Annotated in this window: 18 protein-coding genes; 7 read left to right on the plus strand and 11 right to left on the minus strand. The window is 64.7% G+C overall.

Going from position 1 to position 24,068, the window contains the following annotated elements:
- The first annotated feature begins 58 nt into the window (after window positions 1–58).
- The 3 genes from BFL43_RS08920 (at window position 59) to BFL43_RS08930 (ending at window position 4,818) form a co-directional block, all read left to right on the plus strand.
- A complete protein-coding gene (locus tag BFL43_RS08920; RefSeq protein WP_084892208.1) occupies window positions 59–2,104 on the plus strand; it encodes a fructose-specific PTS transporter subunit EIIC in 2,046 nt (681 codons plus the stop codon).
- Between the two features lie 46 nt (window positions 2,105–2,150).
- Entirely contained in the window at window positions 2,151–2,408 is a 258-nt protein-coding gene (locus BFL43_RS08925; protein WP_084892209.1) for an HPr family phosphocarrier protein, read from the plus strand.
- Between the two features lie 211 nt (window positions 2,409–2,619).
- Complete coding sequence (locus BFL43_RS08930) at window positions 2,620–4,818, plus strand: PhoH family protein (protein ID WP_168176580.1); 2,199 nt, start codon at window positions 2,620–2,622, stop codon at window positions 4,816–4,818.
- Here the strand turns inward: BFL43_RS08930 and BFL43_RS08935 are convergent.
- Together BFL43_RS08935 and uvrB are read right to left on the minus strand one after the other, a co-directional pair.
- Window positions 4,806–5,252, minus strand: coding sequence for a universal stress protein (locus tag BFL43_RS08935; protein WP_084835914.1), 447 nt, complete (start codon window positions 5,250–5,252; stop codon window positions 4,806–4,808). The genes BFL43_RS08930 and BFL43_RS08935 overlap by 13 nt on opposite strands.
- 211 nt (window positions 5,253–5,463) lie before the next feature.
- Window positions 5,464–7,623 (minus strand): excinuclease ABC subunit UvrB, encoded by a 2,160-nt coding sequence (gene uvrB, locus BFL43_RS08940; protein WP_084892211.1) that lies wholly within the window; start codon window positions 7,621–7,623, stop codon window positions 5,464–5,466.
- Window positions 7,624–7,699: 76 nt separating this feature from the next.
- Between uvrB and BFL43_RS08945 the strand changes: the two genes are divergently transcribed.
- A complete protein-coding gene (locus BFL43_RS08945; protein ID WP_084892212.1) occupies window positions 7,700–8,218 on the plus strand; it encodes a DUF402 domain-containing protein in 519 nt (172 codons plus the stop codon).
- 5 nt (window positions 8,219–8,223) lie between these two features.
- Here BFL43_RS08945 and coaE read toward each other — a convergent pair whose 3' ends face one another.
- The 3 genes from coaE to rpsA all read right to left on the minus strand — a co-directional run bounded on the left by coaE (window position 8,224) and on the right by rpsA (window position 12,089).
- Window positions 8,224–9,141, minus strand: coding sequence for a dephospho-CoA kinase (coaE, locus tag BFL43_RS08950; protein ID WP_084892213.1), 918 nt, complete (start codon window positions 9,139–9,141; stop codon window positions 8,224–8,226).
- Window positions 9,142–9,211: 70 nt separating this feature from the next.
- Window positions 9,212–10,465, minus strand: a complete 1,254-nt coding sequence (gene aztD, locus BFL43_RS08955; RefSeq protein ID WP_240498152.1) for a zinc metallochaperone AztD — start codon at window positions 10,463–10,465, stop codon at window positions 9,212–9,214.
- A 133-nt stretch (window positions 10,466–10,598) separates the two neighbouring features.
- A complete protein-coding gene (rpsA, locus tag BFL43_RS08960; protein WP_084892215.1) occupies window positions 10,599–12,089 on the minus strand; it encodes a 30S ribosomal protein S1 in 1,491 nt (496 codons plus the stop codon).
- 153 nt (window positions 12,090–12,242) lie between these two features.
- Between rpsA and BFL43_RS08965 the strand changes: the two genes are divergently transcribed.
- Window positions 12,243–13,052, plus strand: a complete 810-nt coding sequence (locus BFL43_RS08965; RefSeq protein ID WP_240498154.1) for a class I SAM-dependent methyltransferase — start codon at window positions 12,243–12,245, stop codon at window positions 13,050–13,052.
- 50 nt (window positions 13,053–13,102) lie between these two features.
- Here BFL43_RS08965 and BFL43_RS08970 read toward each other — a convergent pair whose 3' ends face one another.
- Both BFL43_RS08970 and BFL43_RS08975 read right to left on the minus strand, forming a co-directional pair.
- Complete coding sequence (locus BFL43_RS08970) at window positions 13,103–13,972, minus strand: alpha/beta fold hydrolase (protein WP_240498153.1); 870 nt, start codon at window positions 13,970–13,972, stop codon at window positions 13,103–13,105.
- Window positions 13,973–14,008: 36 nt separating this feature from the next.
- Window positions 14,009–15,088, minus strand: a complete 1,080-nt coding sequence (locus BFL43_RS08975; RefSeq protein ID WP_143695203.1) for an isocitrate/isopropylmalate family dehydrogenase — start codon at window positions 15,086–15,088, stop codon at window positions 14,009–14,011.
- Window positions 15,089–15,156: 68 nt separating this feature from the next.
- On the opposite strand from BFL43_RS08975, the gene BFL43_RS08980 reads away from it, so the two are divergent.
- Both BFL43_RS08980 and BFL43_RS08985 read left to right on the plus strand, forming a co-directional pair.
- On the plus strand, window positions 15,157–17,454 hold the full coding sequence (locus BFL43_RS08980) for a molybdopterin-dependent oxidoreductase (protein WP_084892217.1): 2,298 nt from the start codon (window positions 15,157–15,159) through the stop codon (window positions 17,452–17,454).
- Between the two features lie 43 nt (window positions 17,455–17,497).
- Window positions 17,498–18,022: a 2'-5' RNA ligase family protein gene (locus BFL43_RS08985; RefSeq protein ID WP_084892218.1), complete on the plus strand. Its 525-nt coding sequence runs from the start codon at window positions 17,498–17,500 to the stop codon at window positions 18,020–18,022.
- Here the strand turns inward: BFL43_RS08985 and BFL43_RS08990 are convergent.
- The 4 genes from BFL43_RS08990 to BFL43_RS09005 all read right to left on the minus strand — a co-directional run bounded on the left by BFL43_RS08990 (window position 18,014) and on the right by BFL43_RS09005 (window position 24,007).
- A complete protein-coding gene (locus tag BFL43_RS08990) occupies window positions 18,014–19,393 on the minus strand; it encodes a phosphotransferase (protein WP_143695204.1) in 1,380 nt (459 codons plus the stop codon). The two genes, BFL43_RS08985 and BFL43_RS08990, sit on opposite strands and share 9 nt — an antisense overlap.
- Window positions 19,390–21,216, minus strand: coding sequence for a maltose alpha-D-glucosyltransferase (gene treS, locus BFL43_RS08995; protein WP_084892240.1), 1,827 nt, complete (start codon window positions 21,214–21,216; stop codon window positions 19,390–19,392). Before treS ends, BFL43_RS08990 begins: the two co-directional genes overlap by 4 nt.
- A 114-nt stretch (window positions 21,217–21,330) precedes the next feature.
- Window positions 21,331–22,077, minus strand: coding sequence for a succinate dehydrogenase/fumarate reductase iron-sulfur subunit (locus BFL43_RS09000; RefSeq protein ID WP_084892219.1), 747 nt, complete (start codon window positions 22,075–22,077; stop codon window positions 21,331–21,333).
- A gap of 1 nt (window position 22,078) precedes the next feature.
- On the minus strand, window positions 22,079–24,007 hold the full coding sequence (locus BFL43_RS09005; protein ID WP_084892220.1) for a fumarate reductase/succinate dehydrogenase flavoprotein subunit: 1,929 nt from the start codon (window positions 24,005–24,007) through the stop codon (window positions 22,079–22,081).
- Between the last annotated feature and the right edge of the window lie 61 nt (window positions 24,008–24,068).

Raw genomic sequence — 24,068 nt, forward strand, 5'->3', positions numbered from 1 at the left:
GACAGCTTCAGATCCGCAACCGCCAGCTTCGGATCACCAAAGAAAAAGGGAAATCGCAATGTCCAATCCGACGATCAGCACCGGCTCGGCGCCGGCGATCATCAGCCCGCAACTGATTGCGCTCGACGCAGATCTGGGCGACAGCAAAGAAGCGGTGATCGACGCACTCGCGTCGCGCCTCGCCGCCGACGGCCGTTCCAACGACGCCTCGGCGCTCAAGGCTGCGGCCCTGGCCCGGGAAGCCCAGTCGGCCACAGGCCTACCCGGAGGAATCGCCATCCCGCATTGCCGTGATGCCTCCATCGCCGCGGCATCCCTCGGATTCGCGCGGCTCAGTCCCAAGGTCGACTTCGGCGCCCCCGACGGCCCCGCGGACCTGGTCTTCCTCATCGCCGCACCCGACGGTGCAGGCGCCGAGCACATGAAGCTGCTCTCGAGCCTGGCCCGAGCGTTGGTCAAGCCCGAGTTCGTGGCATCGCTGCGCGCTGCCGCCACGCCGAACGACGTGGTCGCACTGGTCGAAGATGTGCTGAAGCCTGCGGCACCGACCAAGAAGACCCCGGCCGCGCCGACAGAAGCCCCGCCTTCCGCCCCCGCCCAGGACGATTCCCACTCTGCTCCCAACAAGACGATCGTGGCGGTCACCGCGTGCCCGACCGGTATCGCGCACACGTACATGGCAGCGGACTCCCTGGTTGCCGCCGGTGAGCGCGCCGGCGTGACCGTCCATGTCGAGACCCAGGGCTCGTCGGGCAGCACACCCCTGCCGGCCGAGACGATCGCGGCCGCAGGTGCGGTCATCTTCGCGACCGACGTCGGCGTCAAGGGCAAGGAGCGTTTCGCGGGGAAACCCGTCGTCGCCTCCGGCGTCAAGCGGGCCATCAACGAACCCGACGCGATGATCACCGAAGCGCTGCGCGCCGGACTCGACCCCAGCGCGGCAAAGGTGGCCGGCGATGCGGTGGCGGACTCGGGAAGCTCGTCCTCCGGCGACGTCGGCTGGGGCACCCGGCTCCGGCAGATCCTGCTGACCGGTGTGAGCTACATGATTCCGTTCGTCGCCGCAGGCGGCCTGCTCATCGCACTCGGCTTCCTCCTCGCCGGCTACGAGATCTCGGACAAGGCAGAGACGATCACGCTCGACAACTCGATCTTCGCCCTTCCCGACGGCGGCCTGAAGACCTACCTCGGAGCGGTGCTGTTCCAGCTGGGCTCCCTCGCCTTTGGATTCCTGGTACCTGCACTGGCCGGTTACATCGCTTTTGCGATCGCTGACAGACCAGGCCTCGCACCAGGTTTCACCGCGGGTGCAGTGGCCGTGTTCGTCGGCGCCGGCTTCCTCGGCGGGCTCGTCGGTGGTCTCATCGCCGGCTTCGCGGCACTGTGGATCGGCCGGATCGGCGTTCCGCAGTGGGCACGCGGCCTGATGCCCGTGGTGGTCATCCCGCTGTTCGCATCCTTGGTGGTCGGTCTGCTCATGTTCATCGTGCTCGGCAAGCCTCTGGCCGCGATCACCGATGGACTCACCGACTGGCTCAACGGACTCACCGGTTCGTCTGTCATCCTGCTCGGCGTCATCCTCGGCCTGATGATGTGCTTCGACCTCGGTGGGCCGGTCAACAAGGCTGCCTATGCGTTCGCCGTCGCCGGACTGTCCGTCACCGACGAGGCATCCCTGCGGATCATGGCGGCCGTGATGGCGGCCGGTATGGTTCCGCCGCTGGCCATGGCGTTGGCGTCGACGATCCGGCCAAAGCTGTTCACCCCGGCCGAACGCGAGAACGGCAAGGCGGCCTGGCTTCTGGGTGCATCCTTCATCTCCGAAGGGGCCATCCCGTTCGCTGCGGCTGATCCTCTTCGGGTCATCCCGTCGATGATGGCGGGCGGCGCGGTCACCGGCGGCCTGATCATGGCGTTCGACGTCACACTCAGCGCACCGCACGGCGGGATCTTCGTCTCGTTCGCGATCGGCGGGATCGTCTGGTTCTTCCTCGCACTTGCAGCAGGCACTGCCGTGGCGGCACTCTGTGTCGTCGCTGCCAAACAACTGATCAAGCCCAAGGCCAAGGTCGCCTCGGAGGACAAGGTCCTCGCCGCCGCCTGACGTCCCGTCACATCACGTTCAAGCTCAACCAACTAGGAGAATCGAAATGCCAAGCACCAATGTTGTTGTCGGATCATCCGTCGGACTGCACGCCCGCCCAGCAGCAGTGATCGCGGAGGCCGTTGCCGACGCCGGAGCCCCCGTGACGCTGGCTGTCGCGGGCGGCGAGCCGGTAGACGCCGGCTCGGCGCTGCTCATCATGACCCTGGGTGCCACGGCCGGCACCGAGGTCACCGTCGAGAGCGAAGATCAGGGCGCCCTCGATACCATCGTCAAGCTCGTGGCCTCCGACCTCGACGCCTGAATCGTGCGGCACGGCTAGAATTGTCTGACCAACGCGGTGGGCGGGGAACGTTTTCCCCGCCCACCGCGTTAACCTTTGGCACTAATTTTTGCTTGTTGGAAAACCAGAGCCGAGGGCGCAGTCATCACCACCCGCGCGGCAGCTATCGAGGAGGACCGTGTTCGAGGCCGAACAAGAACATCTCGACCGGGTGTATGGCCGGCTTGATCGGATGCGACGCAATACGCAGTCACGGCTGTCGTCTGCGTTGCGGAACACCGGTGGGACGCCCCAGGCCCGATCGGAGCGAGAGTCCTACGAGCGGCTGTACACCGACGATCTGACCAAGTTCGATTCGGCGGAACACAACCTGTACTTCGGGCGCCTCGATCTCGAGGATGACGAAGTCCGCCGCATCGGTCGCATCGGCATCCTCGACGACGACGATCAGGACAGCACTCTGCTGCTCGACTGGCGTGCCCCGATGAGCCGGCCGTTCTACCTCGCGACCCCGGCCTCGCCGGAAGGTGTCAGTACCCGAAGTCACGTTCGCACTCGCAACCGCACGATCACGGCGGTCAACGAGGAGCGTCTCGACGTCGCAGAGCTGACCGATGCCGACAGCACCGGGCACGGTGACGTGGTCAATGAATCTGCGCTCATCACCGCGCTCAACGCCGCCCGGACCGGGCAGATGACGGACATCGTCGAGACGATCCAGCGCGAGCAGGACGAGATCATCCGGTCCACCCACCGTGGGGTCCTGGTGGTGCAGGGCGGTCCTGGTACCGGAAAGACGGCCGTCGCACTGCACCGGGCGGCGTATCTGCTCTATACCTACCGCGAAACCCTCGCTCGCAGCGGCGTTCTCATTGTGGGACCCAACACGACCTTCCTGAACTACATCGGGCAGGTGTTGCCGTCGCTCGGCGAGAGCGGTGTGCTGCTGTCCACCGTCGGCGACATGTATCCCGGCGTTCGCGCGCAGCTGACCGACAATTCGGCCGCTGCCACCCTCAAGGGGAGTCTCGACATCGTCGAGGTGCTGGGGCGCGCGGTGCGGGACCGCCAAGAACTGCCGCAATCCCCCATCCACCTCAAGTTCGATGGATATCAGCTGACCATCAGCAGCAAACTGATTCAGCGTGCCCGCGGCCGGGCCCGATCGTCGAGGCGCCCGCACAACCACGCCAGGTCGATCTTCTTGCGTTCCGCGTTCGATTCTCTCGCGCAGCAGCACGCCGATCGCATCGGTTCCAGCCTGCTCGACGGCTCACAGCTGTTGAGCAACAAAGACATCGCCGACATCCGTGACGAGATGAAGGCCGATCCGCAGATCGTCGCCGCGCTGTCCCACTTCTGGCCGCAATTGTCACCGCAGGTGGTGCTGTCCGATCTGCTGACCTCCCCCGATCGGATCGCTTCCGCGACACCGAACTGGTCTGCCGCCGACCGCACGGCGGTACTGCGCGACGAGCGCAACCAGTTCAGTGCCGCCGATGCGCCGCTACTCGACGAGCTCGCCGAGATCATCGGCGTGGACGACGACGGGGATGAGGAGCGCGAGCGCGCGCAGTGGCGGCAGAAACTCTCGGATGCCCAGGACGCACTCGACATCCTGACCGGCTCTGCCCCACAGGATCTCGAAGACGAGCTGGACCCGGAGATCCTGATGGCGTACGACCTCATCGACGCCGAACAACTCGCCGCCCGTCAGACGAACCGGGTCGCACTGACCACGGCCGAACGGGCTTACAGCGACCGCACCTGGACGTTCGGCCATGTCATCGTCGACGAAGCCCAGGAGCTCTCCGCGATGGCTTGGCGAATGATCATGCGGCGCATACCGAATCGCTGGATGACGGTGATCGGCGATACGGCGCAGACCGGCGACCCGGCGGGCACCACGTCGTGGGACGCAGTTCTGACGCCGTACGTGGCGAAGCGTTGGCGCAAGTTCGAGTTGACGGTCAATTACCGCACGCCGCGGGAGATCATGGAAGTCGCAGCGCCGATCCTCGAGCAGATCGACCCGACGATGTCCGCACCGACGTCGATTCGCACCAGCGGCAGGCCGCCGACCTTCGAGCACACCTCGGCCGATGGCCTCGTTTCCGCTGCCCTGCGACTGGCCGACGAGGAGCTGGACGGGATCACCGCCATCATCGCTCCCGACGCCCTGGTCGAACAGATCCGCGCCCGCGGCGCGGACGCAGACGTGACGCCGGAACTGTCGATTCTGACGGTCGCGCAATGCAAAGGTCTGGAATTCGACCGGACTGTCGTCATAGAGCCGGCCCAGATCGTCGCGCAATCACAGCGCGGCTGGGGTGATCTCTACGTGGCGCTGACCCGGGCAACTCAGCAACTGGCCATCGTGCACAGTGCTGAGCTGCCCGAGCCCTTACGGGTTCGCGCTCAGACCGTGTGAACGATCAGGACATCGCACTTCGACTTGCGGGCGACGTCCGCCGGGACCGAACCCAGCAGTCGGCCGGCGATGGAGTTCAGGCCCTTGTTGCCGACGACGAGCAGACCCGCCTTGCTGTCGGCGACGAGGTTCAGCAGTGCGTCCACCGGCGACCCGACCACGGGGCGGGTCTCGATGTTCCCACCGCCGGCAGCTACTGCCCTTTCCTTGGCGGTCCGCAAGATCTCTTCGGTGGGCGCGGATCCGTGAACCTGATACGCCTCTTCTTTCAGCACGTCCGAAACTGCGGAAACGTCGCGGTCATCGGTCGGAAAGTAGGCGCAGGCAATGATCAACTTCGCCGAATCACCGCTGATGGCCCCCGCCTTCTCCACGGCCTTCATCGACGATTCAGAACCATCGGTTCCCACAACGACGGTCTGGTATGCGCTCATCCATTCCTCCATAAGTGTGTCTGTTCTGGCAGCTGGCTCACACCTGTGTGCGAGCACTTGCGATAGAGCTCCGCCCTCCGGCGTCGTCTTCCTCCGAGAGGGTATCCCGTAACGCGCGTTCGATTACTCGGTATCCGGCGACGCGCCGTCGGACCACTACGCTGACCAGCGACGTTGAGTTGATGGTCACGCCGGTCACACATACTTTTGCCTACCGGATACCGGCGGCGTCCATCCCGCGCAGCTCCTTCTTCAGGTCGGCGATCTCGTCGCGCAGTCGCCCTGCGAGTTCGAACTGCAAGTCTCGGGCCGCATTCATCATCTGGTCGGTCAGGGAACCGATGAGGTCGGCGAGATCTGCGCGCGGCATCGCCGACACGTCCCTGCCGTCCAATACCCCAGCGGAACCCGATGCTCGACCCGGTTCGCCCTGCGCGCGTCGACCACGACTGGAATTGCGCCCCGAGCCGCCGACGGCCACCGCGTTGTCCTCGGCTTCTTCGTAGACCTGGTCGAGGATGTCGGCGATCTTCTTGCGCAGCGGTTGCGGATCGACGCCCATCTTCTTGTTGTAGGCGACCTGCTTCTCGCGCCGCCTGTCGGTCTCGTCGATCGCATTGCGCATCGAATCGGTGATCTTGTCGGCGTACATGTGCACTTCACCGGATACGTTACGAGCCGCACGGCCGATGGTCTGGATCAAGCTGGTGGTGCTGCGCAGGAAACCCTCCTTGTCGGCGTCCAGGATGGCGACCAGCGACACCTCCGGAAGGTCCAAACCCTCACGCAGCAAGTTGATTCCGACCAGGACGTCGTACTCGCCCGTACGAAGTTGGCGCAGGAGTTCAACGCGCCGCAGCGTATCGACTTCCGAGTGGAGATACCGCACGCGGATACCGAGCTCGAGCAGGTAGTCGGTGAGGTCCTCCGACATCTTCTTCGTGAGTGTGGTCACGAGGATGCGTTCATCCTTCGCCGTCCGCTCGCGGATCTCGTGGATCAGGTCGTCTATCTGCCCCTTGGTCGGTTTGACGATGACCTGCGGATCGACGAGACCGGTCGGCCGGATGACCTGCTCGACGAACTCACCGTTCGATTGACCCAGCTCGTACTTGCCGGGTGTCGCCGACAGGTAGACGGTCTGACCGATCCGGTCGACGAACTCGCTCCACGTCAGCGGCCGGTTGTCCACGGCGGACGGCAGCCGGAAACCGAAGTCGACCAGGTTGCGTTTACGCGACATGTCACCCTCGTACATGGCGCCGATCTGCGGAACCGTCACATGGGATTCGTCGATCACCATCAAGAAGTCATCAGGGAAGTAGTCGATCAGTGTCGCCGGCGCGGTTCCGGGCCCGCGGCCGTCGATGTGCCGCGAATAGTTCTCGATGCCGGAGCAGAATCCGACCTGGCGCATCATCTCGAGGTCGTAGGTCGTCCGCATCCGCAGCCGCTGCGCCTCGAGCAACTTGCCTTTGCCCTCGAGGTCGGCGAGGCGCGCTTCGAGCTCCGCCTCGATCGACTCGATCGCCCTCTCCATGCGCTCCGGACCTGCGACGTAGTGGGTGGCCGGGAAGATGCGCAGCTCCTGCACCTGACGCACGACGTCGCCGGTGAGCGGGTGCAGGTAATAGAGCGCCTCGATCTCGTCGCCGAAGAACTCGATCCGCACCGCGAGCTCCTCGTACGACGGGATGATCTCGACGGTGTCGCCGCGTACCCGGAAGCTTCCGCGGGTGAAGCTGACGTCGTTGCGGGAGTACTGGACATCGACCAGCAACCGCAGCAGCGCGTCGCGGTCGACCTCCTGGCCGACCTCGAGGTTCACCGAGCGGTCCAGATACGACTGCGGGGTACCGAGGCCGTAGATGCACGACACCGACGCCACCACCACGACGTCGCGCCGCGACAGCAGGCTCGACGTCGCCGAGTGCCGCAGACGCTCGACGTCGTCGTTGATCGACGAGTCCTTCTCGATGTAGGTGTCCGTCTGCGCGATGTACGCCTCGGGCTGGTAGTAGTCGTAGTACGAGACGAAGTACTCGACGGCGTTGTTGGGCAACATGTCTCGCAGTTCGTTCGCGAGCTGGGCGGCCAGGGTCTTGTTCGGCGCCATCACCAGGGTGGGCCGCTGGACCTTCTCGATCAACCAGGCCGTGGTCGCGGACTTACCCGTGCCGGTGGCGCCGAGCAGGACGATGTCTTTCTCACCTTCACGCAGACGCCTCTCGAGGTCCGCGATCGCGGTCGGCTGGTCGCCCGCGGGTTGGTGATCACTGATCACCTGGAAGTCGGCACCCGTCCGTTCGATGTCCCCCACCGGCCGGAATTCCGAATGCGCGACGATCGGATGTTCTGCTGCAAAAGCCATACAGCCAGAGTAAACGCGACCTCCGACATCGCGCGTGCGCCGACAGCGAACGCCCGTCCCGGGATAGGTTGTCGCGATGGCGGCGCTGCACCCACCCAAACACGAGACCTTCGACGTACCGGCGAAGACCAACACCGATCCGAAGGGGTTCGTGCGCCAGGTCGAGACCTACCGGACCACCGATTTCGGGCTCTACATGGACCGGTTCGCCGACCATCACGAGTTCGACCGCCTGCAATCGTGGCTGCTCCCCGCCTTCGGACTACGGGCCACCATCTTCCACTACCGGCCCGGGCACGAACGGGACCAGCACCTCTACCTCGACATCGGCAGGTTCACCGGCCCCGACGCCGACGGACGCTGGCACTCGGAGGACTGGTATCTCGACTTGATCGACCGGCCGGGACGAGGGCTCGAACTCGAAGACGTCGACGAACTGTTCGACGCCCACGCCGCCTGGTTACTCCCCCACGACCAGGCCGAGGCCGCGGTCCACATCGCCACCCGCACCATGGTCGGGTCAGCGTCTCACGGCAACGACGTCCAGGCGTGGCTCGCCTCCGAAGGCGCAGCCCTCACCTGGGACCTCCGATAGTGGGGTCAGGTGACGGAGATGGTGACCGCTCGGCCTGGATCTGCGTTGGCGTGGACTCCCGCGCTGCGCTCGGGAAAGCCGCCGTCGGCGAGTAGCTCGGTCACGTCCGCGGGCGTCTTTCCGTCCGCCAACCGGACCTCGAACTCGAGCACGTCCGGCGCCGGGCCTTCCGCTGCCGCGGTCGGTCCGATATGGACGACATCAGCGATCTTGTCCCCGCCGATCACCCGTAACCGGTTGGTCAGCCTGATTGCTTGCAGCGTCCATTCCGGGCGCACATCGACCTCGTCGGACGGTTGGGGTGCGCAGATACGATTGCGGAGGTTTCCCTCGTAGGGCACGAGCCGTTCGTCCCACAGCGCGGCGGCGAGGGCCGCGAGATCGTCCGGGGTTCCGCTGTTGTCGAGCCAGACGTCGGCCACGGCCCGCCGATCTTCAACACTCGCCTGCGACTTGATGCGCGCCCGAGCGTCGTCTTCCGGCATACCGCGCTGGCCGGTCAGGCGGGCCAGTCGTACGTCCTCGTCGGCGTGCACGATCACCACGAGATGAAAGAAGGGTGCACTGCCGTTCTCGACGAGCAGCGGGATGTCCTGCAGCACGATCGCGTCGGCGGGCGCCGCTTCCAGCAACTCGAACGCCCGTGCGCCGACGAGCGGGTGGGTGATCCCGTTGAGTTTCTTGCGCTGTTCGTCGTCGACAAACGCTTTCGCGGCCAGCGCCGTCCTGTCCAGCGCACCGTCTGATTGGAGAATGTCCTCGCCGAAGGCCGCGACGAGCTGCGCCAACCCGTCGGTTCCTGGCGCGACCACCTCGCGGGCGATCACGTCCGCGTCGATGAGGTACGCGCCCCGCTCGGTCAGCGTGCGTGCGACTGTCGATTTCCCGGCGCCGATACCACCGGTCAGGCCTACTCGGATCACGAGATGAGTGTCACAGACGGGTTCTCGCGCGCACCCCGCAGGGTGCGCGCGAGGACCCCGTTCACTGCTGTCAGCCGGTGACGCCGGTCAGTTCGTTCGGCGTGAAGTCGACCGTGGTCTCCTTGGACACAGCTCCCGACCCGAGATCGACAGCGAACAGCTTCTTGTTCGCGGGATCGCTCACGTAGGCGGTCGAATCCTCGACGAACAGAGCCGGTCGCGCTTCCTGCCAATCCTCTGGCTCCGTCCACTCTCCGATGACGGCGATCTTATTGGTGACCGTCCCGGCGATCGGATCGATCACGTGGATGGCACCGTCTGTACCGAGGACCAGAGCTTCGCCCTGCGGACCCCGCTGAAGCGAGCGGAATGTGTAGCTGGTCCCGAGTTCGACCAACTTCAGCTCGCCGGTATCGGTGTTGGTGAGGCTCACGCGGGTGGGACGTTCCAACTCGGCGTCCTTGTCGACCTTGTAGTCGCCGAGCACCACAGGCGAGGCCTCGGAACCGGCCTGATTGCCGATGCGGCCGTACACATCTGGGCTTTGGACCTTGGTGATTTCGTTGCCACGGACGATCAGGATGCCGTCGGTGCAGCCGAACGCGAGCACGCCATTGGCGACGGCAGCTTCGCCGTGCAGGTTCGGACACTGATCGTTGGCTGCGATCTGCTGGAAGTCGGCATCGAGAATCTGCACCCCGGTACGCTCCTCCTCATTGCCGACAGAGACCACAGTGGTCCCGTCTTCACGCGCAACCGCGACGCCGTGGTGCGGCTCCACCTTGTGGCTGGTGGCAACGCCTTTGCCCCGCAGCAGTTCCGCCAGCTCGACGATGTCGATCTCGCCGGTGCCGTCGGAGAAGAGGGTGGTCCGATCATCATGCACCACAACGTGTCCCGGCTCCTCACCACCGAAACGGATGTCCGTCAGCGCCGGCTCTGCAGTGTAGTAGTGGTCGTGGTCCCCGTGAGACCGGCTCCACGTTCCGAGGTCCAGCGCCCGGAATCCCTCTGATTCGGAGACGAATACGTGCCGACCGTCACCGGCGGGGTTGAGCCGAATGAAGCCCTCGGCCGGCAGGGTGGCGACCTGATCCAGCGTCGTGGCGTCGAGCACGGCGACGCCTCCGTCGTAGCTCACCGCCAGGCGCGGGTGAGCCGACTCCTGTTCTACGCCTTTCGAATCCGGCCCTGCAGAACTCGAACCGACCGAAGTCGAACCGGCCGACGAATCTCCGCCATCGCCACTGGAACCGCAGCCGGCCACCAGGACCGTACCGACCGCTAGAAGAGAAAGGGCTTGCAGCCCACGTTTGATGTTCACGTCGGAATTGTCGTAGTTAACGACAATCATTGTCAAAAAGCCATACGTGCATGGCTTGCACCGGGGAGCACATCAGTGACAACAAAACGCCCCCCACCTTGCGGCGGAGGGCGTTTCGTTGTCTAGATGTCTATCAGGCGTTGCCGGACAGCTTCTCGCGCAGAGCAGCGAGCTGCTCGTCACTGGCAAGCGATCCACCACTCTTCGGAGCGGACGAAGACGACGAGGACGTCGCGGTGGCGGCGTCGTCACCACCCTTGTCAGCGGAATCCGACGAGTAATCGGTCGGAGCGTTGGCAGCGGCCTCGGCGGCAGCTGCGAACTTCTCCATCTGGGCGGTGTGCATCTTGTGGCGACGCTCGGCTTCGGCGTAGCGAGACTCCCACGCTTCCCGCTGCTTCTCGAATCCGTCGAGCCATTCGTTGGTCTCGGGATCGAAGCCCTCGGGGAAGATGTAGTTGCCCTGCTCGTCGTAGCTGTCGGCCATGCCGTACTTCGACGGATCGAACTCTTCGGTGTAGTCCTCGTTGGCCTGCTTGAGGCTCAGCGAGATCCGGCGACGCTCGAGGTCGATGTCGATGACCTTGACCATCGCGTCGTCACCGACGGCGACAACCTGATCCGGCACCTCGACGTGGCGCTCGGCCAGCTCCGAGATGTGGACGAGGCCTTCGATGCCCTCTTCGACCCGCACGAATGCACCGAACGGAACCAGCTTCGTGACCTTGCCGGGCACGATCTGGCCGATGGCGTGGGTACGAGCGAACTGGCGCCACGGATCTTCCTGAGTGGCCTTGAGCGACAACGACACGCGCTCGCGGTCCAGATCGACGTCGAGGACCTCGACAGTGACCTCGTCGCCCACGGCGACAACCTCGGAGGGGTGATCGATGTGCTTCCAAGACAGCTCGGAGACGTGCACCAGACCGTCGACGCCGCCGAGATCGACGAATGCGCCGAAGTTGACGATCGAGGACACGACGCCCTTGCGGACCTGGCCCTTCTGGAGCTGGTGCAGGAACTCGCTACGCACCTCGGACTGGGTCTGCTCGAGCCACGCACGACGCGAGAGCACGACGTTGTTGCGGTTCTTGTCGAGCTCGATGATCTTGGCTTCGATCTCCTTGCCGATGTACGGCTGCAGATCGCGCACGCGACGCATCTCCACCAGCGATGCGGGGAGGAATCCGCGCAGACCGATGTCCAGGATCAGGCCGCCCTTGACGACCTCGATGACGGTGCCCTTGACGGCCTCGTCCTTTTCCTTGAGCTCTTCGATGGTGCCCCACGCACGCTCGTACTGAGCGCGCTTCTTGGACAGGATCAACCGACCCTCTTTGTCCTCCTTGGTGAGGACGAGTGCTTCCACCTCATCGCCGACGCTGACAACCTCGCTGGGGTCGACATCGTGCTTGATGGACAGTTCGCGGGACGGGATCACTCCCTCGGTTTTGTAACCGATGTCGAGCAGCACTTCGTCGCGGTCAACCTTGACGATGGTGCCCTCGACGATGTCGCCATCATTGAAGTACTTGATAGTGGCATCGATGGCGGCAAGAAAATCCTCAGCCGAGCCGATATCGTTAACGGCTACTTGTGGTGAGGTAATGGTCGTGGACGGCATATGTTAGATGGCTCCGGACAGGTTGGGTTGTAGGGACAGTAATGCGGGATCAACAGGGGCCACAGATGAGTGACCGGCATGAAGAACCACGCGAGCTCAGGCACGCGCGTGTCTGAGGATACGCCAGCCCCGCTGGACTGGGCAAATACCTCCGTGTCGTACCCGTATCTGCGCTCGGGCGTCGACTCGAAAACCAGCGTTTCGGCGAATCGTCGCTGGTGGGACGCCGACGCCGACTCTTACCACGGTTCGCACGGCGACTTCCTCGGCGCCGACAGCGTCGACGGAGACTTCGTGTGGTGCCCTGAAGGGCTGCGCGAAGACGATGTCGAACTGCTCGGTGACGTCGCAGGCAAGGCCGTATTGGAGATCGGATGCGGCTCCGCGCCATGCAGTCGGTGGCTCAGCGGACACGGCGCACATGCGGTCGGATTGGACCTGTCTCGGGAGATGCTCCGGCGCGGCCAGCAGGCGATGGCGCGGGGTGGGCCGCAGCCCGGATTGGTGCAAGCCGGAGCGGAGGACCTCCCGTTCGGCGACGAGGTCTTCGACCTCGCGTGCTCGGCGTTCGGTGCGGTGCCATTCGTCTCCGACTCGGCACGGGTGATAAGCGAGGTGGCCCGGGTACTACGGCCGGGAGGTCGCTGGGTGTTCTCGGTCAATCACCCGATGCGGTGGGCCTTCCCCGACGACCCCGGGCCCACGGGTTTGACAGTGATCCTGCCGTACTTCGACCGCACGCCCTACGTCGAAACCGAGGACGACGGGACGGTCAGTTACGTCGAGCACCACCGCACCCTCGGCGACCGGATCAGGGAGATCCGTGCCGCCGGCCTGATCCTCGACGACCTCATCGAACCCGAGTGGCCCGAGGGTTTCGACCGCGAGTGGGGCCAATGGAGCCCGCTCCGTGGTCACTACTTCCCTGGTACAGCGATCTTCTGCACGCGCAAGCCCACCTAGCCCCTCCGAAGGGTCAGACAGACACCTCGCGGTGCAGGAACTCGATCTGATCAGCGATGGCCAGTTCGAAGGCCTGGCCGACGTAGATGTCGAAGTGTCCGAACGGATACCGCCGGACGGTGCCGTTCGGGGCCGTGGCGGCATATTTCAATGTCGGACCGGGGGGGTGCGACGGTGTCGGTGTCACAGACACAGAACAGCACCGGCGCCGAGATCTTCTTCACCGCACGTCCCGGTCGCGCCAACGGGATGGCAAGACCGACCCGTGCGGCGACGCCGTTGACGATGGTCTCGGACTCGGGAACCAGTCCGAGGTAGCCGTCGACGACGTCCGGGGCATTCATCAGCGCCGTCTCACCGGGATCACCGGCGAGGGGTACGAGCACCGGGTCCCGCCCACGTGCTGCTGCCACCAGGTCACGGACGGCGGCAAGGGTGACCCCGATGGTCGCGCGAGGCCCGAGGGTGAGCGCTGAGGCGGGGCCTTCGGTGAACGGGCACTGCGATATGACGGCGGCCAACCGGGCGTCATCGGCGGCGACGGCGAGTACGTGCCCACCGCCGAAGGATGTCCCGAATATGCAGATCTTGTCCGGGTCGATGCCGTCGAGCGTGCGCGCGTAGGCGATCGCCGCGTGCCAATCCTGGCGTTGCCTCCCGATACTCAGCAGCTGACTGGGGGAACCCTCACTGTCGCCGAAGTGCCGGTAGTCGAAGACGAGCGCCCCATATCCGGCTGCCACGAATCGCTCGGCATACGCGTCGAGACGCATGGTGCGCACCGCCCCGAGACCATGCGCCAGCACGATGAGCGGCGTGCGCCCGGAAAGGCCGCCCGCCGGCCGGTACAGCCATGCTGCGCACTGTGCCCGCGCACTCCCCTGCCCGGACGCGAAAACCACATCTTCTCGTTCGGTCACCCGTGCCCCCTCGTCATGTCAATGTTCGTTGGCAGATTAGCGCTCGGGGTCTTCCAGCGCACTGAGCACCGCGCCGGTGAAACCGTCGGTGGTGGCGGTTCCGCCCAGGTCGGCGGTCGCGATCCCGGCGGCCAATGCCGCGCCGATCCCGCCGCGGATGTTGCCGGCCGCAGTAACCAGCGCCTCGTCCCCGCTCCGCAGCGCCTGCCACTCGAGCAGCATCGCGGCCGATCCGATGATGCCGACAGGATTCGCGACCCCGCGACCGGCGATGTCGGGTGCGGCACCGTGGGCCGCTTGCGCCATCGCCTTGGTGGCCGAGGTGTTGATCGACGCCGCAATGCCCAGAGACCCGGCCAGTTCAGCTGCCAGGTCCGAGAGGATGTCGCCGAACAGGTTCTCGGTGACGACGATATCGAACTGCCGGCCTCGACGCACCAGATGCGCGGCCATGGCGTCGACGTGTTCGTCGTCGACCCGCACGTCGGGATAACGTTCCGCGACCTCGAGGCAGACGTCGCGGAACAACCCTGTGGTCATCGACAGGACGTTCGCCTTGTGGACGATGGTGACGTGCTTGCGGCGGGAGCGCGCAAGCTCGAACGCGGACACCGCGATTCGTTCCGTGGCTGTGCGGGTGATCACGCCGACCGAGAGCGCGACGTCGGGGGTGGGCATGAACTCCCCCGTGCCGCGGGCCATGTTCCGGTCGGCGTACAGCCCCTCGCTGTTCTCCCGCACGATGACGAGGTCGAGATCAGGGTTGACGGCGCTCACCCCGACATGCGCCAAGGCGGGACGAATGTTCGCGTAGAGGTCGTAGCGTTTGCGGATCACCCCACCCGGCGTCAGCCCGGTGCGATGCTCCGGTGGGTAGCCCGCCGAGTCGTGTGGTCCGAGGATCCAGAGGTCCAGATCGTCGAGAGCGGCCAGGGTGGCCGTGGGGATCGCCGTGCCGTTTTTCTCGATGGACGCGCGCCCGATCTCGAGCGACACCCAGTCGACCGAGCGTCCTACGCTGGTCAGCGCCTGTTCAACCACCCGCGCCGCCGCAGGAACGATCTCCGGGCCGATCCCGTCGCCGTCGATGAGCCCGATGGGATATCTGTTCGCCATGACCGTGATCGTTCCATTCATCAGCACCGGTGAAAGAATCTGATCAGCACCGGTGAAAGAATTAGGGCATGGCTGCAGAAGAACTGGTCAACAGCTCGCACTGGGGTGCGTTCACGGCATCGCTCGACGAGCAGGGACTGTCTGTGACGCCCGACCCTGCCGATCCCGACCCGTCGGAGCTCCTCCGCAACATTCCGGCATCACTCGACAAAGGTGTCCGCGTGCTACATCCGTCTGTTCGACGGGGCTGGCTCGAGGACGGTCCGGGGCCGTCGGCTCGCCGCGGATCCGACGAGTACGTCGAAGTGAGCTGGGACCGCGCTCTCGACCTCCTCGCAGGCGAACTCGAGCGGGTCCGCAGCACGTACGGCAACCCTGCGATCTTCGGCGGATCCTACGGGTGGGCAAGTGCAGGCCGGTTTCATCACGCACAGAGCCAGATTCACCGATTCCTGAATACCATCGGGGGTTACACCCGATCGGTGCACAGTTACAGTCACGGAGCGTCGAGCGTGCTGCTGCCGCACATCGTCGGCGACGAGGCGCCGCTGTATCGACCCACAACCTGGAACGTGCTGAGCGAACACACTGACCTGTTCGTGTGTTTCGGAGGGATACCGGCCAAGAACGTCCAGATCAACGCCGGCGGTATCAGTCGGCACACGGTGCGGGAATCGCTGGAGCGTGCCCGCGCCCGAGGCGCCGAGTTCGTGACCATCAGTCCTCTTGCCGACGATCTGGCGACGGTGACTGACGCCCAGTGGATCCCCGTCAACCCGGCCACCGACACCGCGCTCATGCTGGCCCTGTGCTGGGTCTTGCTCAACGAAGGGCTCTGCGACCTCGAGTTCGTCGACAGATACACCGTCGGATTCGAGGAGTTCGCCCGCTACCTACGCGGACAAACAGATGGGATCGCGAAAACCCCGGGCTGGGCAGCGAACATCTGCGGGATCGACGCCTCGACCATCGGTGACCTCGCCCGCCGAATGGCTGCCGGGCGGACCCTGGTGACCACCTCGTGGTCGTTGCAGCGGGCGCGGTTCGGCGAACAGCCCCTGTGGGCGTCGATCGCGCTGGCCGCGTTCCTGGGTCAAATCGGTCTCCCCGGAGGGGGATTCGGTCACGGATACGGCTCGACCGGCGGCATGGGTGCAGGCAAACTCCCCTATCCGTTGCCGACATTCCATCAGGGCGTAAATTCCGTCAGCGACTTCATTCCGGTCGCCCGCATCTCGGATATGTTGCTCGAACCCGGTGCCGGCTATGAGTACAACGGCCAGTCGCGGGTCTACCCCGACACCAAGCTGATCTATTGGGCGGGCGGCAACCCGTTCCATCACCATCAGGATCTCGTGCGGTTGCGCGCCGGATTTCAGCAGCCCGACACGGTTGTCGTACACGAACCGTTCTGGACTGCGACGGCACGGCACGCCGACATCGTCCTCCCGGTCACGACGACGCTGGAACGCAACGACATCGGCTGCGGACGGTACGACGAGATCATGACCGCGATGCAGCAGATCTCTCCGCCTGTCGGTGAGTCGTTGAGCGACTACGCAATTCTCACCGAACTGAGCAAGCGGCTCGGCGTCGAGGAACAGTTCACCGAGGGCCGCGACGAGTGGGGTTGGCTCGAGCACATCTACGAGCGCTGGCGCGAGGCGATCCCCGACCGGTTCACCCCCGCCCAGGACTTCGGCGAGTTCTGGGCATCACGTCACCTCGACCTGCCGGGCGCAGACGCGAAACATGTTCTGTTCGAAGATTTCCGAAGCGATCCCGAGAAGTATCGGCTCGCGACACCGAGCGGCCGGATCGAGATCTCGTCGTCGACGATCGCCGGCTTCGGCTACGACGACTGCCCGCCCCATCCGACGTGGCTCGCACCTGCCGAGACCGTCGATGTGGGATCAGGCCCGTACCCGTTGTGCCTTGTGGCCAACAACCCTGCCTCGCGTTTGCACAGCCAGCTCGACAACGGCGCAGTCAGTGTCGAGTCCAAAGTCCTGGGACGCGAGCCGATCCGGCTGAACCCGGTGGACGCGGCAGCCCGTCGGATCACCACAGGTGACATCGTGCTGGTACGCAGCGACACCGGTGACATGCTGGCCGGCGCAGTCGTCGACGACCGCGTTTCCGGCAACGTCGTACAGATCTCTACGGGCGCCTGGTTCGACTACAGCTCACCGGACGTCGCCGCTTGCATTCACGGCAATCCGAACGTGCTGACCCGAGACACCGGCTCGTCGAAACTCGCGCAGGGATCAACCGGGCAGTTGGTACGTGTCGAGGTCGAGGTCTACCGCGGTGAGGTTCCCGACGTCGTGGTCCATGATCAGCACCGCTGGATGTCCCCGACCTGATCCGTAGCCGCCGTCGACCGTGGGAATGTTTTAGGGTGAACCCGTGGCACATTCGATAGAACTCATCTTCGACGCGGCGACGGATGCGGCCATCATCTCGCAGTGGGACGCCCTGGCAGCGGCCGGTTTGCCGAGCCAGGGCCGCACGCGCTCGGAGTCGAACCGGCCACATGTCACGCTCGTCGCCGCCGACTCCATCGACGGTGCCATCGATCGTGATCTGGCCGCCCTCACCGACGTGCCCGGCATGGAGGTGAACATCGGCGCGATGCTCCTGTTCCGTGGTCGCCGCGCGACGGCAGCCCGGCTGGTGGTCCCGTCCCGCGAATTGTGCGATCTACACGCCCACATCTTCGAGTTGTCGCGTGGTCACATCAGCGGCGAGCCACTGCCGCATATCCAACCCGGGGCCTGGACGCCCCACGTAACGCTTGCACGCCGCCTGGCGGACGACCAGATCGGTTACGCCCTCACCACTTTGAGCTTTGCACCGGAGATCCTCACCGCCACCGTGACAGGACTCCGGCGGTGGAACAGCGACACCCGCGAGGAGTTCTACCTACTGTGACGCGGTGAGCCGACCGATGGCGTTGAGGGGCAGCGGCAGCCAACTCGGCCGATGCCTGGCCTCGTACCCCGCCTCGTAGACGGCCTTGTCGAGTTCATAGGCACGCAGGAGTGCTGACCGGTCGCGCGGATCTGCCCCGGTCACCGAGGCGTATCCCTCACAGAACGCCGAGGCGTTCCGGTCCACCCATTCGACCGCTCGAAATGCTCGCTGCGCAGTCACATTCGGTGCACCCTGGCCCAACAGATGCTGACCTGCATAGTCGAAGGAACGAAGCATTCCGGCGACGTCACGGAGCGGACTGTCGGGCTTACGGCGCTCAGCGACCGACTTGATGGGTTCACCTTCGAAGTCGATGAGCAACCAGGTCGACGGGGTCCTCAGCACCTGACCGAGGTGCAGATCTCCGTGGATGCGTTGCACCGTGTCGGGCCCGGATTGCGCTGCCTCGTCGTACACGGCCGCGATCGCGGCACGGTGTTCTGCGAGTTCGGGAATCGCTTCGGACGCGACGTCGAGTCGCGACCGCATGTCGTCGATCGCACTCTCCCCCGGCGCGCGCTCCTCGGTGCCCAGACTTCGGGCCAGGTCGGCATGCACGTGCGCGACAGCGACGCCGAGTCGTTCGGCATCACCGGCGAAATCACTACCGAGCTCCGCCGCGTGCAGGTCTGCCTCGGTGAACAGGTCGCGCACGCTGATCATGGCCATACTCCAGCCGTCCGCGGCGTTTTCGATGAAGTCCTGAGCCATCGCCAGGGTCGTCGGCTCCCCATCGACGTCTGCCTCGACCCACCCGCGAAGGTCGGCGACGTATTCACAGCCCACCTCACTGAGCGCGCGGTGGAGTTCGACGTCGGGGTTGATCCCGGCCTCGAGCTGCCGGAAAACCTTGAACAACAACGATTCGCCGAACACCAACGACGTGTTCGACTGCTCGGCACCGAGCACATGACCAGCTTCAGCGGTATCGATCGTCACGCCCGGAATGGTCTCGAAACGCAGGTCCCCGATGTGCTCCTGCGCACCCAGCGCCGTCAGATAGCGAGCAATCACGTCAGGATCGTGCAGGCCGTCGTATGCGGCCACACCGCCGGTCGCCGATTCGGGCAGAGCCCAGGACAGCAGCGGCTCGGACAGATGCGTGCGAAAACCCAGCGGAACCTGATAACGAACCGACGGCCCGCTCTCGAACTCGACCTCGACGAGGACGTGCTCGCCGGCGAATCCGTCGTCGGCCGTCAGCGGCACACGCGTCGAGATCGATACCTGCGTGATGCCACGGTCCTTGGCCGAGAACCATCGTTGATGAGGAAGCCACTCCTGGAGCGCCTCGGCGAGCTGCTGGTCGCTGGGTACGTCGATGCTCATGGTCGAACCGCCGCCTCGGCCTCACTGCTGAGTGGATATCCCTGGGCCACATTCGAATCAGATGGGTCGGGCTGTAGCGCGAACCAGTAGAAGCCGTGGCCGGGCAGGGTGATCATGTAGCCATCGGGTCCGATCTTCGGGAACGGGATCGATCCGGTCAGCTCGACGGGGATCCGGCCCTCAAACGCCGACAGGTCCAGGATCACGCCCTGCGGAAAACGCGACAGGTTGTTCACGCACAATATGACGTCGCTGGTGCGGCGCTCCTGGTTCGACGGTGCCAACTCCCGCAGGTATGTCAGCACCGACGGGTTGCTGTTACCCAGCTCGGTGAACGTGCCCAGACCGAATGCGGGGTGCTGTTTGCGGACCTCGATCATGCGTCTGGTCCAGTGCAGCAATGTGTTCGTCGCGTTCATCTGTGCCTCGACGTTCACGGACTGAAATCCGTAGGTGGGATCCATGATCACCGGCAGGTACATCCGGCCGGGATCGGTCCGCGAGAAGCCGGCGTTGCGATCGGGAGTCCACTGCATCGGCGTGCGCACCGAATCCCGATCGCCCAGCCAGATGTTGTCGCCCATCCCGATCTCGTCGCCGTAGTACAGCATAGGCGACCCCGGGAGGCTCAGCAGCAACGCGGTGAACAGTTCGAGCTGGTTGCGATCATTGTCGAGCAGCGGCGCGAGTCGGCGCCGGATGCCGATGTTCGCCTTCATGCGCGGATCCTTCGCGTACTCGGCGTACATGTAGTCGCGTTCCTCGTCGGTCACCATCTCCAGCGTGAGCTCGTCGTGGTTGCGCAGGAAGATCGCCCACTGCGCAGACTTCGGGATCGGCGGCGTCTGCTCCAGGATCTCCGAGATCGGGAAGCGGTTCTGCCGGCGCACCGCCATGAAGATGCGGGGCATCAGGGGAAAGTGGAAGGCCATGTGGCACTCGTCGCCGACATCGGGTTCGCCGAAGTACGCCACCACGTCGGCAGGCCACTGATTCGCCTCGGCGAGCAGGACTCGGCCGGGATACTCCTCGTCGACCACCTTGCGGCAGCGTTTGAGGAAGACGTGGGTCTCCCCGAGATTCTCGCAGTTGGTCTGGTCGCGCTCGAACAGATAGGGCACCGCGTCGAGTCGGAACCCGTCGATGCCGAGGTCGAGCCAGAACCGCAACACGTCGATCATCGCGTCGGCGACTTCAGGATTGTCGTAGTTCAGATCGGGTTGGTGCGAGAAGAACCGGTGCCAATAGTATTGACCGCGAACGGGATCCCACGTCCAGTTGGAGATCTCCGTGTCGACGAAGATGATGCGCGCTTCGGGATAGCCGGTGTCGTCGTCGGCCCAGACGTAGTAGTCGCCGTAGGGTCCGTCCGGGTCGGACCGCGACTCCTGGAACCACTGGTGACTGTCGGACGTGTGATTCATGACCAGGTCGGTGATGATGCGGATCCCACGCCGGTGAGCCTGATCGATCAGTTCGACGAAGTCGTCGACGGTGCCGAACTCCGGCAGCACCGTCCGGAAGTCCCTGATGTCGTATCCGCCGTCACGAAGCGGGGAGTCGTAGAACGGTGGCAACCACAGGCAGTCGACGCCGAGCCACGACAGGTAGTCGAGTTTGTCGGTGAGTCCCCGCAGATCGCCCACGCCGTCGTTGTTGGAGTCGTTGAACGCCCGCACGAGAACCTCGTAGAAGACGGCCTTCTTGAACCAGTCGTTGTCGACCCGCAGCGGTTTGGCGTGGTCGAAGTCCTCCGATTGCGCCTCGACCAGATGGCCGTCGGCGGTGTGTTCGGCTTCGTCCTGCGGGTTCTCCAACGGCATGCGCACCTCGACTGTCGGCTCTACGGTGTACTCGATCAACCCTACGTGCCAGGGACGTAGTTGGTCCTGCGGGCGCGAGTACCCAGTTCGAGCCGAAACTAACGCATGGCTCCGTCAGCGTCGAAAGAGCTTGTCGCCCAACCAGACCAGCGGGTCGTACTTCCGGTCCGCAACACGTTCCTTCATCGGGATGAGGGCGTTGTCGGTGATCTTGATGTGCTCGGGACATACGTCGGTGCAGCACTTGGTGATGTTGCACATCCCCAGGCCGTGCTCTTCTTGGGCTGAATTCCGACGTTCGGCGACGTCGAGCGGATGCATGTCCAGCTCGGCCACCCGCATCAGGTACCGCGGGCCGGCGAAGGCTTCTTTGTTCTCCTCGTGATCACGCACGACATGGCAGGTGTCCTGGCACAGGAAACACTCGATGCACTTGCGGAACTCCTGCGACCGCTGCACATCGACCTGCTTCATGCGGTACTCCCCCGCCTTCAGCCCTTCGGGTGGAGTGAACGACTGGATCTTGCGAGCTTTCTGGTAGTTGAAGGAAACATCGGTGACGAGGTCTCGGATCACCGGGAACGTTCGCATCGGGGTGACCGTGATGACCTCGTCCTCGGTGAACGTGGACATCCGGGTCATGCACAGCAGCTTGGGCCTGCCGTTCACCTCCGCCGAGCACGAGCCGCATTTGCCTGCCTTGCAGTTCCAGCGGACGGCGAGATCAGGCGTCTGGGTGGCCTGCAGTCGGTGGATGATGTCGAGGACGACTTCACCGTCGTTGGCCTGCACGGTGTAGTCCTGCAGATCGCCACCGTCGGTGTCGCCGCGCCATACCCTGAACTTCGCGTCGTAGCCCATCTCAGTTCTCCTTGGTCCCGCCGGCGTCAGGGTGCCCTGCGATTTCCCCTGCTGTGTAGTACTTTTCGATTTCGGAGAAGTCGAAGAGTTCCAGCAACTCCGGACGCATCGGTGTCTGCTCTTCCTTGACCACCGTCACCTCGGGCACCGGCGAGTCGTCGTTTCCGTCCGCAGTGCAGACCAGCAGGGTGTTACGCCAGTCCGAGTCCATTCCCGGGTGGTCATCTCGGGTGTGACCGCCCCGGCTCTCTGTCCGCAGGAGCGCGGCCTTCGCCACGCACTCACAGACCAGCAGCATGTTCCGTAGGTCCACCGCGAGGTGCCAGCCGGGGTTGAACTGCCGGTGGCCCTCGACCTGCATGCCTGCGAGACGGTCGCGGATACCTGAGAGCACCTCGATCGCCTCCTCGACCTCCTCGGCTTTGCGGATGATCCCCACGAGGTCGTTCATCGACTGTTGCAGGTCCGTGTGCAGCGTGTAGGGGTTCTCCGCTCTGCCCTCGGCCGGCGGGTCGAACGGTGAGAGTGCGAACGTCGCGGCTCGATCGATGTCCTCGGCTGCGACTTCAGGCCGCTTCTCCAAGCCCTCGACGTAGGCCGCCGCACCCAGTCCGGCGCGGCGGCCGAACACCAGCAGATCCGACAACGAGTTGCCGCCCAATCGGTTTGATCCGTGCATGCCGCCCGAGCACTCCCCGGCCGCGAACAGCCCCGGAACTCGCGCGGCCGCGGTGTCCGGGTCGACCTCGATGCCGCCCATCACGTAGTGACAGGTGGGCCCGACCTCCATCGGTTCGGCGGTGATGTCGACGTCCGCGAGCTCTTTGAACTGATGGTGCATCGACGGCAGCCGGCGGATGATCTCGTCGGCGGGCATCCGCGACGCGATGTCGAGGTAGACGCCGCCGTGATCGGTGCCGCGGCCGGCCTTGACCTCTTCGTTGATGGCCCGGGCGACCTCGTCGCGCGGAAGCAGATCCGGGGTCCGCCGGGCACTGTCGTTGTCCGCCAGCCACTTGTCCGCTTCTTCTTCGGTCTCGGCGTACTGGCCTTTGAAGACGGGTGGGATGTAGTCGAACATGAAGCGTTTTCCGTCGGTGTTCTTCAAGACCCCGCCGTCGCCGCGAACGCCCTCGGTGACGAGGATCCCCTTCACGCTGGGCGGCCAGACCATCCCGGTCGGATGGAACTGGATGAACTCCATGTTGATCAAACTCGCACCGGCGCGCAACGCCAGCGCGTGGCCGTCCCCGGTGTACTCCCACGAATTCGACGTCACCTTGAACGATTTGCCGATACCACCGGTGGCCAGCACCACCGCCGGCGCCTCGAACAGCACGAAACGGCCGGATTCGCGCCAGTAGCCGAAAGCTCCCGAGATCGCGTCGCCATCCTTGAGCAGTTCGGTGATGGTGCATTCGGCGAACACCTTGATCCGGGCCTCGTAATCCCCGGTCGCGGCGAAGTCTTCTTGCTGCAGCGCGACGATCCTCTGCTGCATCGTCCGGATCAGTTCCAGACCGGTGCGGTCGCCGACGTGGGCAAGTCTGGCGTAGGTGTGGCCACCGAAGTTTCGCTGCGCGATCCTGCCGTCCTCGGTCCGATCGAACAGGGCGCCGTAGGTTTCCAGTTCCCAGACCCGGTCCGGGGCCTCTTTGGCGTGGAGTTCGGCCATGCGCCAGTTGTTGAGGAACTTTCCGCCGCGCATGGTGTCTTTGAAGTGGGTCTGCCAGTTGTCCTTGGAGGTCGCATTGCCCATCGACGCCGCACAACCACCCTCGGCCATCACGGTGTGCGCCTTGCCGAACAGCGATTTGCACACCACCGCCACCGAGTGACCGCGTTCCCTGGCCTCGATCACCGCACGTAAGCCGGCACCGCCGGCACCGATCACGACGACGTCGTACCGGTGGCGTTCGACTTCGGTCATATATTGATCGACTCCTCGCAGATAGCAATGAATTCAGCAGCGCAGCAAGACTTCCGGGATG

The sequence above is a fragment of the Williamsia sp. 1135 genome, from assembly GCF_002095395.1.
In the GTDB taxonomy this organism is placed as follows: Bacteria; Actinomycetota; Actinomycetes; order Mycobacteriales; family Mycobacteriaceae; genus Williamsia.

Coding starts and splice junctions, on each gene's coding strand:
- BFL43_RS08920 (WP_084892208.1), top strand. CDS start 59: ATGTCCAATCCGACGATCAGCACCGGCTCGGCGCCGGCGATCATCAGC.
- BFL43_RS08925 (WP_084892209.1), top strand. CDS start 2,151: ATGCCAAGCACCAATGTTGTTGTCGGATCATCCGTCGGACTGCACGCC.
- BFL43_RS08930 (WP_168176580.1), top strand. CDS start 2,620: ATGCGACGCAATACGCAGTCACGGCTGTCGTCTGCGTTGCGGAACACC.
- BFL43_RS08935 (WP_084835914.1), bottom strand. CDS start 5,252: ATGAGCGCATACCAGACCGTCGTTGTGGGAACCGATGGTTCTGAATCG.
- uvrB (WP_084892211.1), bottom strand. CDS start 7,623: ATGGCTTTTGCAGCAGAACATCCGATCGTCGCGCATTCGGAATTCCGG.
- BFL43_RS08945 (WP_084892212.1), top strand. CDS start 7,700: ATGGCGGCGCTGCACCCACCCAAACACGAGACCTTCGACGTACCGGCG.
- rpsA (WP_084892215.1), bottom strand. CDS start 12,089: ATGCCGTCCACGACCATTACCTCACCACAAGTAGCCGTTAACGATATC.
- BFL43_RS08975 (WP_143695203.1), bottom strand. CDS start 15,088: ATGGCGAACAGATATCCCATCGGGCTCATCGACGGCGACGGGATCGGC.
- BFL43_RS08980 (WP_084892217.1), top strand. CDS start 15,157: ATGGCTGCAGAAGAACTGGTCAACAGCTCGCACTGGGGTGCGTTCACG.
- BFL43_RS08990 (WP_143695204.1), bottom strand. CDS start 19,393: ATGAGCATCGACGTACCCAGCGACCAGCAGCTCGCCGAGGCGCTCCAG.
- treS (WP_084892240.1), bottom strand. CDS start 21,216: ATGCCGTTGGAGAACCCGCAGGACGAAGCCGAACACACCGCCGACGGC.
- BFL43_RS09000 (WP_084892219.1), bottom strand. CDS start 22,077: ATGGGCTACGACGCGAAGTTCAGGGTATGGCGCGGCGACACCGACGGT.
- BFL43_RS09005 (WP_084892220.1), bottom strand. CDS start 24,007: ATGACCGAAGTCGAACGCCACCGGTACGACGTCGTCGTGATCGGTGCC.